Annotated in this window: 11 protein-coding genes; 8 read left to right on the top strand and 3 right to left on the bottom strand. The window is 70.2% G+C overall.

The genetic code is table 11. The features are described 5' to 3' along the window. The first annotated feature begins 228 nt into the window (after nt 1-228). Both uvrA and H9L41_RS19650 read left to right on the top strand, forming a co-directional pair. Nucleotides 229-3,069: an excinuclease ABC subunit UvrA gene (gene uvrA / locus H9L41_RS19655; protein ID WP_028444975.1), complete on the top strand. Its 2,841-nt coding sequence runs from the start codon at nt 229-231 to the stop codon at nt 3,067-3,069. A gap of 85 nt (nt 3,070-3,154) precedes the next feature. Continuing rightward, complete coding sequence (locus tag H9L41_RS19650) at nt 3,155-3,535, top strand: hypothetical protein (RefSeq protein ID WP_034606089.1); 381 nt, start codon at nt 3,155-3,157, stop codon at nt 3,533-3,535. 150 nt (nt 3,536-3,685) lie between these two features. On the opposite strand, the gene H9L41_RS19645 is transcribed toward H9L41_RS19650, so the two are convergent. Beyond that, on the bottom strand, nt 3,686-4,219 hold the full coding sequence (locus H9L41_RS19645; RefSeq protein ID WP_028444977.1) for an SRPBCC family protein: 534 nt from the start codon (nt 4,217-4,219) through the stop codon (nt 3,686-3,688). A 124-nt stretch (nt 4,220-4,343) separates the two neighbouring features. Here H9L41_RS19645 and H9L41_RS19640 point away from each other — a divergent pair, with 124 nt between their 5' ends. Further along, nucleotides 4,344-5,168, top strand: coding sequence for a phosphate/phosphite/phosphonate ABC transporter substrate-binding protein (locus tag H9L41_RS19640; RefSeq protein WP_028444978.1), 825 nt, complete (start codon nt 4,344-4,346; stop codon nt 5,166-5,168). Nucleotides 5,169-5,441: 273 nt separating this feature from the next. Here the strand turns inward: H9L41_RS19640 and H9L41_RS19635 are convergent, their stop codons facing one another. Together H9L41_RS19635 and ompR are read right to left on the bottom strand one after the other, a co-directional pair. Then, nucleotides 5,442-6,764, bottom strand: a complete 1,323-nt coding sequence (locus H9L41_RS19635) for an ATP-binding protein (protein WP_034606091.1) — start codon at nt 6,762-6,764, stop codon at nt 5,442-5,444. A 349-nt stretch (nt 6,765-7,113) separates the two neighbouring features. Continuing rightward, complete coding sequence (gene ompR, locus H9L41_RS19630; RefSeq protein WP_308419539.1) at nt 7,114-7,779, bottom strand: osmolarity response regulator transcription factor OmpR; 666 nt, start codon at nt 7,777-7,779, stop codon at nt 7,114-7,116. A gap of 214 nt (nt 7,780-7,993) precedes the next feature. Here ompR and H9L41_RS19625 point away from each other — a divergent pair, with 214 nt between their 5' ends. From H9L41_RS19625 to H9L41_RS19605, 5 genes are all read left to right on the top strand, one after another. Beyond that, nucleotides 7,994-8,332, top strand: a complete 339-nt coding sequence (locus H9L41_RS19625; protein ID WP_028444980.1) for a hypothetical protein — start codon at nt 7,994-7,996, stop codon at nt 8,330-8,332. A 133-nt stretch (nt 8,333-8,465) separates the two neighbouring features. Continuing rightward, nucleotides 8,466-8,849 carry a response regulator gene (locus H9L41_RS19620; RefSeq protein WP_028444981.1) on the top strand — a complete coding sequence of 128 codons (384 nt, stop codon included), beginning with the start codon at nt 8,466-8,468 and terminating at the stop codon, nt 8,847-8,849. After that, entirely contained in the window at nt 8,846-9,172 is a 327-nt protein-coding gene (locus H9L41_RS19615; RefSeq protein WP_051318745.1) for an STAS domain-containing protein, read from the top strand. Before H9L41_RS19620 ends, H9L41_RS19615 begins: the two co-directional genes overlap by 4 nt. Next, nucleotides 9,169-11,385: a chemotaxis protein CheA gene (locus tag H9L41_RS19610; protein WP_028444983.1), complete on the top strand. Its 2,217-nt coding sequence runs from the start codon at nt 9,169-9,171 to the stop codon at nt 11,383-11,385. The genes H9L41_RS19615 and H9L41_RS19610 overlap by 4 nt, the downstream gene beginning before the upstream one ends. Continuing rightward, nucleotides 11,382-13,127, top strand: coding sequence for a methyl-accepting chemotaxis protein (locus H9L41_RS19605; RefSeq protein ID WP_051318746.1), 1,746 nt, complete (start codon nt 11,382-11,384; stop codon nt 13,125-13,127). Before H9L41_RS19610 ends, H9L41_RS19605 begins: the two co-directional genes overlap by 4 nt. Nucleotides 13,128-13,142: the final 15 nt, after the last annotated feature.

Below are 13,142 nucleotides of genomic sequence, written 5' to 3'. Positions count from 1 at the left end.
TCGCGGCCCGCTTGATCGCCCGGCCGAATTCCGGCCGGGCGATCTGCCGTCGCGGAGGCCCCCGCGGCGGCCGCCGCATTTCCTGCCGGGATGGCCGCGGCGCGGAGCCGCCACCCGTCCCGGCCGTGCTCCTGTCCTGTCTTGTCAGCAGTCTGCAAGGCCGGTTTCACTGCGGCCAACCAACTCCGGTAAACTCGCCGATTGCCCTTCACGCATCCCGAGCCGGCCATGAGCTACCGCCCTGCTGACCCGAACAATCTGATCCGCATCCGCGGCGCCCGCACGCACAATCTGAAGAACGTCAATCTCGACCTGCCGCGCCACCAGCTGATCGTGATCACCGGTCTGTCGGGCTCGGGCAAGTCCTCGCTGGCGTTCGACACGCTGTATGCCGAGGGCCAGCGCCGCTACGTCGAATCGCTGTCGGCCTACGCGCGCCAGTTCCTGCAGCTGATGGAGAAGCCCGACGTCGACCTGATCGAGGGCCTGAGCCCGGCGATCTCGATCGAGCAGAAGGCGACCAGCCACAACCCGCGCTCGACGGTGGGCACCGTCACCGAGATCCACGACTACCTGCGCCTGCTGTACGCGCGCGTCGGCACGCCGTACTGCCCCGACCACAACCAGCCGCTCGAGTCGCAGACCGTCAGCCAGATGGTCGACCACGTGCTGGCGCTGCCCGAAGAAACCAAGCTGATGGTGCTGGCGCCGGTGATCATCGGCAAGAAGGGCGAGAACCTCGACCTGTTCGACGAGCTGCGCGCCCAGGGCTTCGTCCGGGTCCGCGTCGATGGCGAGGTGCACGAGCTCGACGCGGTACCGAAGCTCGACAAGAACAAGAAGCACACCATCGAGGTGGTGGTCGACCGGCTCAAGGTGCGCGAAGACCTCAAGCAGCGCCTGGCCGAGTCGTTCGAGACCGCGCTGCGCCACGCCGACGGCCGCGCCATCGCGGTCGAGATGGACGGCGGCAAGGAGCACTGGTTCTCCGCCAAGTTCGCCTGCCCGGTATGCAGCTACTCGCTGCCCGAGCTCGAGCCGCGGCTGTTCTCGTTCAACAACCCGATGGGCGCCTGCCCCAAGTGCGACGGCCTCGGCGCGATCCAGTTCTTCGATCCCAAGCGGGTGGTCGCCTTCCCGCACCTGAGCCTCGCGGCCGGCGCGATCAAGGGCTGGGACAAGCGCAACCAGTTCTACTTCCAGATGCTGGCCAGCCTGGCCGACCACTACGGCTTCAGCGTCGACGCGCCGTGGGACGAACTCGGCGCCAAGGTGCAGCAGGTGGTGCTGCAGGGCTCGGGCAAGGAGGAGATCCGCTTCACCTACCTGAACGAGCGCGGCACCAAGTTCGAACGCTCGCACAGCTTCGAGGGCATCATCCCCAACCTCGAGCGGCGCTACCGCGAGACCGACTCGGTGACGGTGCGCGAGGAGCTGTCGAAGTACCTGAACAACCAGCCCTGCCCGACCTGCCACGGCGCCCGCCTGCGGCTCGAGGCGCGCCACGTGCGCATCGGCGAGCGCAACATCCACGAGATCAGCCAGTTCGCGCTGCGTGATTCGAGCCGCTTCTTCAGCGAGCTGACGCTGGCCGGCAACAAGGCGCAGATCGCCGAGAAGATCGTCAAGGAGATCGGCGACCGGCTCGGCTTCCTGGTCAACGTCGGGCTCGACTACCTGTCGCTCGACCGCTCGGCCGACACGCTGTCGGGCGGCGAGGCGCAGCGCATCCGGCTGGCCAGCCAGATCGGCTCGGGCCTGACCGGCGTGATGTACGTGCTCGACGAGCCGAGCATCGGCCTGCACCAGCGCGACAACGACCGCCTGCTCGGCACCCTGATGCGGCTGCGCGACCTCGGCAACAGCGTGATCGTGGTCGAGCACGACGAGGACGCGATCCGCGCCGCCGACGTGCTGGTCGACATGGGGCCGGGCGCCGGCGAGCACGGCGGCGAGATCCTCGGCGTCGGCACGCCCGACGAGATCGCCGCCAATCCCGATTCGATCACCGGCCAGTTCCTCAGCGGCGTGCGCAGCATCGCGGTGCCGGCCCAGCGGCGCCAGCCGCAGCCCGACCGCTGGCTCACGCTCAAGGGCGCGCGCGGCAACAACCTCAAGGGCGTCAACCTGGCGTTGCCGCTCGGCATGCTGGTGTGCGTGACCGGCGTGTCCGGCTCGGGCAAGTCGACGCTGATCAACGACACGCTCTACACCGCCGCCGCGCGCGCCATCAACGGCAGCAGCGAGGAGCCGGCGGCGCACGACGAGATCGTCGGGCTCGACCAGTTCGACAAGGTCATCAACGTCGACCAGTCGCCGATCGGCCGCACGCCGCGTTCCAACCCGGCCACCTATACCGGCCTGTTCACCCCGATCCGCGACCTGTACGCCGGCGTGCCGGCCTCGCGCGAGCGCGGCTACGGGCCGGGCCGCTTCAGCTTCAACGTCAAGGGCGGCCGCTGCGAGGCCTGCCAGGGCGACGGCGTGATCAAGGTCGAGATGCACTTCCTGCCCGACGTCTACGTGCCCTGCGACGTCTGCCACGGCAAGCGCTACAACCGCGAGACGCTCGAAGTCCAGTACAAGGGCAAGAACATCACCGAAGTGCTGGAGATGACGGTGGAGCAGGCGCGCGAGTTCTTCGACGCGGTGCCGACCATCGCGCGCAAGCTGCAGACGCTGATGGACGTCGGCCTGAGCTACATCCGGCTGGGCCAGAGCGCGACCACGCTGTCGGGCGGCGAGGCGCAGCGCGTCAAGCTGGCGCTGGAGCTGTCCAAGCGCGATACCGGCCGCACGCTCTACATCCTCGACGAGCCGACCACCGGCCTGCACTTCCACGACATCGACCTGCTGCTGACCGTGCTGCAGCGGCTGACCGAGCACGGCAACACGGTGGTGGTGATCGAGCACAACCTCGACGTGATCAAGACCGCCGACTGGCTGATCGACCTCGGCCCCGAGGGCGGCGCCGGCGGCGGCCAGATCATCGCCAGCGGCACGCCCGAGGACGTGGCGGCCAATCCGGCCAGCCATACCGGCCATTACCTGAAGAAGCTGCTCGGTTGAGGCGGATGCGGCTCGCTTCGGCGGGTCGCGCTTCCGTTAAGATGGCGCCCGCCCGGGCCGTTGCCCGACCATCGTGAGATCCCGCATGCAAAACCCGTTCGCCCAGCTACGCTGGGGCCGCTGGCTGTTCGGCTCGCTGCTGTTCATCGTGCTGCTGTTCGCCGCCTACACCTGGGCGGTGCTGAGCTGGAGCTACGCCGAGGGCGAGCGCGCCGGCTACGTGCAGAAGCTGTCGCGCAAGGGCTGGCTGTGCAAGACCTGGGAAGGCGAGCTGGCGATGATCAACATCCCCGGCACGCTGACCGAGAAATTCGCCTACACCGTGCACGACGACGCGGTGGCCGAGGCGATCAACGCCAGCCTGGGCAAGCGCGTGACGCTGTACTACCAGGAACACGTCGGCGTGCCGAGCAGCTGCTTCGGCGATACGCAGTACTACGTGACGCGGGTGCGGATCGTCGAATAGCGCCGGGTTTCACCGCGGAGGACGCGGGTTTTCGTAGCTCGGGCTTGATGCCCGACAGCGCCGCGAATGAAGATCGCCGTCGGGCATCAAGCCCGACCTGCTCCGCGCACTTCTGTGCCCTCCGCGGCAAGAAAGTCCTCCGGCGAAGCCTCAGCCCGGCTGCTCCGCCAGCGCCTTCAGGTTGGCCAGCCCGGCCTCGAAATCCGGCCCCACCATGCGGTCCATGAACAGCCCGAAATAGCGGTTGACCGGATTCATGCCGAGCTCGCCCTCGTTGGTCCAGGTCACCTTGCTGCCGCTGCCTTCCGGCTCGACCAGCACCACGCCGATCGAGGTCATGCCGAAGTCGGGGAATTCGAGCCGGTAGCTCATCTTGCGGCCCGGCTCGATCGCGACGAAGGTCATGCTGCCGTTGCCCTCGGTCGCGCTCTGCCAGCTCCAGCTCGCGTTCACGCCGCGCTCGGGGCCTCCGTACGCGATCTTCATCGCCGGGTCGCGCCGGTTCCACACCGTCCAGCGCTTCCATTCGCGCGGCGCATCGACCAGGGCGAACACCCTGGCCGGCGGGGCGTCGATCCGGGTCGTGCGGTACACCTCGAAATGGCTGGGCAGCGCCAGGCCGACGGCGGCCAGCAACACCGCCACGATGGCGGCGCCGAGCAGGATCTTCTTGAGCATGCGCATGGGCTTTCTCCGGGTTTCGATCCGGCCAATATAGCTCACCGCAATAACGCGCCGCGGGTTTCCCACAGTTCCAATCCTTGGCCGAATCGCCAGAATCGCGGGCTTTTTGCGAGGGAATATTCCAATGGAATGGAAGCGGAAGCTGATATTGGCCCTGCTGGCCGGGCTCGGCCTGGTCGGCACCGTGCATGCCGACAAGGGGCCGCTGTGCCTGGCGGTGTCCGAGGGCAGCTCGGGCCAGGGCGACATCGGCCAGGTCAAGGACAAGTACCGTCCGCTCGGCGAGGAGCTCGGCCGGGCGCTCGAGCGGCCGGTCAAGATCCGCGTGCTGAGCTACGGCGCGCTGCTGCAGACGCTGCGCCAGGGCGAGTGCGAACTGGTCTATACCCGCACCGCCTATATCGCCGGCTGGGCGATCCGCGACGCGCAGTACAAGCTGATGGCGGCCAATACCGGCAGCAAGCAGGTGGTGGTGATCGCCCCGGCGGGCAATCGCTACGCTTCGGTGCGCGATCTGCGCGGCAAGCGGGTGGCGATGCCCGACCTGCAGAGCGACCTGTCGCGCGTGCTGCTGGCCATGCTGCGCGATGCCGGCCTCAAGCCCGACGACCTGCACGTGCAGACCACCAGCCAGCAGGATTCGATCATCTTCGGCCTCGACAGCCAGCTCAGCGACGCCGGCGTGCTGACCTCCAATTCCAAGGCCGCGCGCGAATGGGCCAAGAAGGGCGGCCTGGTGGCGCTGAAGAGCCGGCCGCTGCCGAACTGGTCCTTCCTCGCCAGCCCCAAGGTCGGCGACGATGGCGGCAAGCTGCAGCAGGCGCTGCTCGGCCTGAACCAGAGCGCGGCCGGCCGCAAGGCGCTGCAGGAAGCCAATCTCGACAGCCTGGTCGAAGCGAAGCCGGCCGATTACGTGGCGGTGGTCGACTGGGTCGGCGCGCCGGGTTAGGCCTGTATCGATCGGATCGATGGCCGATGGGCCGGAGAGTTCCGGCCTACCAGGGCGGCCGGTACTCACGCACCCGATCCAGGACTTTGGGGACTTATCCCTTGTGGTCCCTTGTAGTTCCTAAACACCACTCTGCGCTGTGAAAGCCCCTATCCCGTGCACGGGAGAGGGGTTGGGGTGAGGGTTGGTTCTACGAAGAACGGCCCTCGTCCGGCCCTCCGGGCCACCTTCTCCCGCGCGCGGGAGAAGGATTGCGGTCGCTCGACGGGCGCTTCAGCCTAGCGCCAGCGGCAACCGGATCGTCGCCAGCAGCCCGCCGCCGTCGCGCGGGTCCAGCGCCAGCGTGCCGCCGTGCTGGCGCGCGATGCGCTCGACGATGGCGAGACCGAGGCCGCTGCCGCCGTCGGCGCGGCGCGCGCTGTCCAGCCGCTGGAACGGCTGCAGCGCGGTGGCGATCTGGTCGGCCGGGATGCCGGGGCCGCGGTCGCCGACCACGAAGCGCAGCGATCCGGCGTCGGCGTGCACGCCGAGCGAGTAGGGCGCCGCACCGTAGCGGCGCGCATTGTCGATCAGGTTGGCCAGCGCCCGGCTCAGCGCCAGCGGCCGCAGCGGCACCAGCGGCAGTTCGTCGTCGAGCAGCAGTTCCACCGCGCAGCCGCCGCGCGCATAGCGCGCCACCACGCCGCGCGCCAGCTCGGCCGGGTCGCCCTCGCGCGCTTGCTCGTTGCCCAGGCCGCGGGCGAAATCGATGAACTGGCCGAGGATGCGCTCGATGTCCTCGACATCCTCGCGCATGCCGTCGCGCAGGCTGTCGTCGGCCATCATCTCGACGCCGAGCTTGAGCCGCGCCAGCGGCGTGCGCAGGTCGTGCGAGATGCCGGCCAGCATCACGCCGCGCTCGCGCTCGGTGGCGTCGAGGTCGGCCAGCATGCGGTTGAAGCTGGCCGACAGCTCCTTCACCTCGAGCGGGCCGGTCTCGGGCAGCGGCTCGGGCCGCTCGCCGCGGCCGAGCCGGCCGGCCGCCAGCCGCAGTTCGCGCAACGGCCGGTTGATGCGCCAGGCGAACAGCGCCGCCACCGCCAGCGCGGCCAGCGCGAAGATGGTGGCGGTGGCCGCCAGCGTCCAGGTCGGATCGGCGCGGTAGCGGCCGAGCGGGATCACCAGCCAGTAGGGCTTGCCCAGCATGCTGACGCGCACCCACAGCTGGCGCCGGGGCGGCGGCGCCTCGCGTACCTCGCCGCTGCCGGGGATCTTGTCGTGCAGCGCGGCGGCGATGGCACGCTCGAGCGGCCCGAGCGGCGGCGCGTAGGGCGCCGGCGGCGGCGCGCCGCGGCTGCGCAGGTGCGGCGCGTAGCCGCGCTGGCTGCGCTGCAGCCAGTCGAGCTGCTCGGCCGGCGTCAGGCCGTCGAGCGCGTCCTCGATGGCAGCCAGCTGCTCGGCCGCCTGCTCGGCCACCTGGTTGGCGACCAGCTGCTGGCGCGCATAGCCGAACAGGCCGACCACGAAGGCCAGGCTCAGCAGCAGCGCCAGCGCGGTCAGCGCGGCCAGGCGCCAGAAGATGGTGCGCGGGAACAGGCGGTGGAGCGGGATGGGCATGGCGTGATGGCTGGGCGGGAAGGTGGTTTCAAATATCCGCGAAGATTCGACTGAGCCTGCTCCTGCAGCCTGTCCCAAATCTGCAGCAGGCATCGATGGTGGGCATGAGCGCAGCGATGTGCCTGGCAGCCGGTTCATCGTCTCACTGACGAGCGTCGGCGAGGCTCCCTCCGGTCCACCCCATGAAGTCTGCGACTGCACGGGGCCTCGGGGCGGCGAGGGCGGAGGGATCGGAATGACTCAGGGGTAGTGCCGTCGGTCGAGTGCTTGCTTCCCTCGAATGCCCGGCCTGGCCGGGCACTGCACTACTCGAAAGGAGCAAGCCACTGATGCAGAGAAAGCCTCGGCATTACCTGTCCCCGCCGTCCGGCACGAACACGTAGCCGAAGCCCCACACGGTCTGCAGATAGCGCGGCTCGGCCACCTTGTCCTCGATCAGCTTGCGGAGGCGCGACACCTGCACGTCGATGCTGCGGTCGAAGGCCTCGTGCTCGCGGCCGCGCGCCAGTTCCATCAGCCGCTCGCGCGACAGCGGCACGCGCGGGTGGCTGGCGAACACGCGCAGCAGGGCGAACTCGGCATTGGTCAGCGGGATCGGCTCGCCGTCGCGGCTCAGCCGGCGGCTGGCGATCTCCAGCCGGTAGGGACCGAACTCGAACACCTCGCCCTCGGTCAGCGGCGCCGCCAGCGCCGACGGCTCCTTCTGCCGCCGCAGCACGGCGTTGATGCGGGCCAGCAGTTCGCGCGGGTTGAACGGCTTGGGCAGGTAGTCGTCGGCGCCCATCTCGAGGCCGATGATGCGGTCGATGTCGTCGCCGCGCGCGGTCAGCATGATGATCGGGATGTTGTCGCCCATCGCGCGCAGCCGGCGGCAGACCGACAGGCCGTCCTCGCCGGGCAGCATCAGGTCCAGCAGCACCAGCGCCGGCCGGTTGCGCTGCAGCCGGGTCTCGAGCCGGCTGGCGTCCTCGAAGGCGTCGACCGAGAAACCCTGTTCGTTCAGATAGCGCTGCACCAGCTCGCGCAGGCGCGGGTCGTCGTCGACGAGCAGGATCTTCTTGGGGCGGGCGTATTCATGGCTGGCAGTCTAGCGGCTCGTCGGCAGGGCTTGCAGGGCAGATGTAAAAAACCGTTGCCGTGCGGCGGCCAGGCCAAGCCCGTTTACAATTGCGGCCCAGCCCGGCTTCCGGGCCGGCGTATGCTCGCCTCAGTCCTTATCGTCGACCGCCATGTTCCGTCGCCTGCTCCCCCTCGCCGCAGCCTGCATCGCGTCCGCCGTCCTGGCCGGACCGGCGGAGCAGCTCGGCCCGCCGCCGCTGCGGCAGGGCCCGCCGGCGCCCGGCCGCGTGCCGTCGGCCGAGAAGGTGCAGCAGCGCTTCATGCATCGCGAGGCGCGCATCCGCGAGGCGCTCGAGCGCGGCGACATCAGCGCCGACGAGGCAGCCCAGCTGCGCCAGCGGCTCGAGGCGCGGCGCAGCCTGGTCGAGCGCTGGCGCGAACGCGAGGAGCGGCTGCGGCGCGAAGCCGAGCAGCAGGCCCCGGCCGCTGCGCCGGCCGCACCACAGTAGGTCCCCGCCCGCCCACCGTTCGCCGCCGGTTTCCGTCCGTCCGGCGCCCGTCCTCTTCCCCCGGATACCGCGCCACGCTTGGCAGCGGGCCGGCCTGCACTACAATGAAGCGACCCTTTTCCACCGCTTCGCCATGGCCGCCTCCGACAGCAAGAAGACCGTCCTGATCGTCGATGATTCAGCCAGCCTGCGGCAGGTGGTCCATATCGCGCTGGCCCACGCCGGCTACGACGTGATAGAAGCCGCCGACGGCGTCGAGGGCCTGTCCCGCCTCGACGGCCGCCGCATCCATCTCATCATCTCCGACGTGAACATGCCGAACATGGATGGCATCGCCTTCGTCCGCGCGGTGAAGCAACTGCCGGACTACCGCTTCACCCCGATCATCATGCTGACCACCGAGGCGCAGGAGGACAAGAAGATCGAGGGCCAGATGGCCGGCGCGCGCGCCTGGGTGGTCAAACCGTTCCAGCCCGAGCAGATGCTGCGCGCGGTCGGCAAGCTGATCCTGCCATGACCATCTCCGCGGTCTACCTCGACGGCCGCTGCATCCTGCGCATCGACGGCCCGCTCACCATCTACGAGGCCGGCGAATCCAAGCTGCGCCTGCTCGACGAGCTCAACCTGGCCCAGATCGTCGAGGTCGACCTCGCCGGCGTGGCCGAGCTCGACACCGCCGGCATCCAGCTGCTGCTGCTGCTCAAGCGCGAAGCGATGCGGCAGAACAAACCGATCGCCTTCCAGGGCCACAGCAAGGCGGTGCTCGCGGTGATCGATCTCTACAACATGGCGGCGGTGTTCGGCGACCCGGTGGTGATCTCGGGCCAGGGGGCGCGATGAATTTCGAAGCGGCCAGGCAGGCCTTCTACGAAGAGTGCGAGGAATTGCTCGCCGCCATGGAGTCCGCCCTGCTGGCGGTCGAGGCGTCGAGCGGCAGCGCGCGCGCCGAGCATCTCAACGCGATGTTCCGCGCCGCCCACACCATCAAGGGTTCGGCCGGGCTGTTCGACTTCGGCGAGGTGGTCGCCTTCACCCACCTGTGCGAGAGCGTGCTCGACCGCGTGCGCGAGGGCGAAGTGCCGATCACGCCGGCGCTGATCGAGCTGCTGTTCGACTGCCGCGACCGGATCGAACTGCTGGTCGCCGCGGTCCGCAGCGGCCGGCCGGCCGAGCCGGCGCCGTCGACCGAGGCCGGCCTGCGCAGCTACCTCGGCGGCCCGCAGCCGGCCGCGGCCAAGGCGGTGGCGGTGGATTCCAGGAGCAAGGTCGAGATCGAGGCCGGCGGCGACCACCTGGTGTCGAGCGACCACTGGCACATCTCGCTGCGCTTCGGCCCGGACGTGCTGCGCAACGGCATGGACCCGATCTCCTTCATCCGCTACCTGGCCACCATCGGGCGGATCGTCTACCTGACCACGCTGTACGACCTGCTGCCCGAGCCGGACCTGATGGACCCGGAGAGCTGCTACCTCGGCTTCGAGATCGAGTTCGCCGCCGGGCCGCAGGTCGACAAGCTGACCATCGAGAGCGTGTTCGACTTCATCCGCGACGACAGCAAGGTCCGCATCCTGCCGCCGCACGCGCATATCGCCGAATACATCCGGCTGATCCGCGAGATGCCCGAAGGCACGTCGCGGCTCGGCGAGATCCTGGTGCGCGGCGGCGCGCTGACGCCGGGCGAGCTCGACGAGGTGCTCGGCATCCAGCGCGACCGCGCCGAGGCCGGCGAGCCGCAGCAGCTCGGCACGTTGCTGGTCGAGGAACAGCTGGCGCCGCCGCAGGCGGTGGCCGCCGCGCTCGACAAGCAGCGCGAGCACGCCGCCCAGAAGACCCGCGAGCACCGCGTGGTGCGCGTCGACGCCGGCCGGCTCGACGCGCTGATCGACCTGGTCGGCGAGCTGGTGATCGCCGGTGCGGCGGCCCAGCTGTCGGCCAGCCAGAGCGGCAACGGCGCGCTGATCGAGGCGGTCGCCTCGCTGGGCCAGCTGGTCGAGCGCATCCGCGACGAGGCGCTGGGCCTGCGGATGGTGCCGGTCGGCGAGATCTTCGGCCGCTTCCCGCGCGTGGTGCGCGACGCCGCGCGCGAGCTGGGCAAGGACATCCAGCTGGAGATGAGCGGCGAGGAGACCGAGCTCGACAAGTCGATGGTCGACCGCATCGCCGATCCGCTGGTGCACCTGGTGCGCAACGCGATGGACCACGGCATCGAGCCGACCGAGCGGCGCCGCGCCGCCGGCAAGCCCGACTACGGCACGGTCTGGCTCAACGCCTTTCACGAATCGGGCAGCGTGGTGATCGAAGTCGGCGACGACGGCGGCGGCATGGAGCGCCAGCGCATCCTGCGTCGCGCGATCGAGCGCGGCCTGGTCGCGCCCGACGAGGTGCTGAGCGACCAGCAGATCCTGCAACTGGTGTTCGAGCCGGGCTTCTCGACCGCCGAGACGGTGACCAGCCTGTCCGGCCGCGGCGTCGGCATGGACGTGGTCAAGCGCAACATCGAGGCGCTCAAGGGCCAGATCGAGATCGATTCGGGCGAGGGCGAGGGCACCGTGATCCGGCTGCGCATGCCGCTCACGCTGGCCATCATCGACGGCTTCCGCGTCGGCGTCGGCGGCGTCAGCTTCGTGATCCCGCTCGACATGGTGCTCGAATGCCTCGACCTGCCGATCGAGCAGGCGCAGGCCGACAGCCACTACCTCAACCTGCGCGGCGAGGTGCTGCCCTATCTGCCGCTGCGCACGCTGTTCGAGATCGACGGCCCGCCGCCGGGCCGGCCGGCGGTGGTGGTGGTGCAATACGGCGAGCAGCGCGCCGGGCTGGTGGTCGACCGGCTCGAGGGCGAGCTGCAGGCGGTGATCAAGCCGCTCGGACAGCTGTTCCGCGGCGTCAAGGGCCTGGGCGGCTCGACCATCCTCGGCAGCGGCGCGGTGGCGCTGATCCTGGACGTGCCGGACCTGATCCAGCGCGCCATCCGCGACGAGCGACGGCGGCTCGCCCAGGGCACGGCCCGCCAGTCGCGCCGGCTGGCGGTGAGGGAGGAAAGAGAACAATGACGAATACGACGACGAAGACGCCGGTGGCCTGGTTCGCCCGGCTGTCGCTGTTCAACAAGCTGCTGCTGGCCTTCGGCCTGATGGCGGCGCTGCTGGTGGTGCTGGGCCAGATGGCGGTCTATGCGCTGACCCAGGCCGACCACCGGCTGCAGGCGACCCAGCGCGACTGGAACGACGCCGCCTTCGAGCTGTCGGCCGCCCACGTCCACGCGCTGCGCCACCAGCGCCTGCTGCGCGACATGGCCTTCGCGCCCGATCCGACCCGGCGCGACCTGATCCAGGGCCAGCTGGCGGCGCACGAGCGCGACTTCGCCGCGCTGCTCGACCGCTACCGCCGCACGCCCAGCCTGCCGCGCGAGCGCGAGCTGATCGAGACGATCGACGGCCAGTGGCCGGCCTACCAGGGCCTGGCCGCCGAGGTGGTGCGCCACGCCCGCGACGGCCGCCAGGACGTGGCGCTGAGCCTGTTGCTGGGCGAGGTGAACAAGGCCTTCGATCCGCTCGAACAGGCGCTCGACGACGCGGTCACGCTCAACGCCGAGGTGGCGCGCAGCCATATGCGGCAGAGCGGGGAATTCCTGCGCGACACCCGCAACGCGGTGTTCGGCCTGGTGCTGCTGGGCCTGGCGCTGGCGGTGCTGCTCGGCGTGCTGGTGGCCCGCTACCTGACCCGGCTGATCGGCGGCGAGCCCGAGCACGCGGTGCAGCTGGCCAGCCGGGTGGCGGCCGGCGACCTGCGCAGCGGCATCGCGCGCCGGCTCGGCGACGAGCGCAGCCTGATGGCGGCGCTGGACCGCATGAACCGCCAGCTGTCGGGCATCATCGGCGAACTGTTCGAGGCGGCCGACGCCAACGTGCGCATCGCCTCGCAGCTCGAAGCGTCGGCGCAATCGCTGTCCAAGACCGCCGGCGAGCAGGCCTCGGGCATTCAGGAAGCCTGCTCGACGCTCGAGCAGATCGGGGCCGGCATCGCCCAGAGCGCCGACCACACTGCCGAGACCGACCGGCTGGCCGCACGTGCGGCCGACGTCGCCAGCGAGGGCGGCCAGGCGGTGGCGGCTTCGGTCGACGCGATGCGCGAGATCGCCCGCAAGATCGGCGTGATCGACGAGATCGCCTACCAGACCAATATGCTGGCGCTGAACGCCGCCATCGAGGCGGCGCGCGCCGGCGCGCACGGCAAGGGTTTCGCGGTGGTGGCGCAGGAAGTGCGCAAGCTGGCCGAGCGCAGCCAGGCGGCGGCGCGCGAGATCGGCGCGCTGGCGCAGGCCTCGGACAGCCTGGCGGCGCGCGCCGGCGGCCTGCTCGACGGCGTGCTGCCCGAGATCCGCCGCACCGCCGAGCTGGTCGGCGAGATCAATGCGGCCGGCCGCGAGCAGACGCTGGGCATCCAGCAGATCAACCTGGCGGTCGACCACCTGAGCCACAGCACCCAGAGCAACGCCGCCAGCGCCGAGGAGCTGTCGGCCAGCGCCGAGGAACTGCACGGCCATGCGCGCCGGCTGAAGGAACTGCTGGCCGGCTTCCGCCTCGACGCCGTGGCCGCGCCGGCCGAACCCGCACCGGCAGCGCCGCCGTCCGTCGCCGCCCGCGACAAGCCCAGGCCGCACACCGTGATGGTGGTGCCGCCGCGGCCGCCGGCGGCAGGCCAGAAGCCGCCGCCGTCCAAGCTGCCGCCGCTGGCCGCGCCGCGGCCGCAGCCGGCGCGCGAGGTCGACGAGAGCCAGTTCGTCCGCTTCTGAGGCCAGCCACGCCGC

Source organism: Chitinimonas koreensis (genome assembly GCF_014353015.1).
GTDB lineage: Bacteria > Pseudomonadota > Gammaproteobacteria > Burkholderiales > Chitinimonadaceae > Chitinimonas > Chitinimonas koreensis.
The sequence above is the reverse complement of the archived record's forward strand: the minus strand, read 5'-3'. Positions and strand labels throughout refer to the sequence as shown.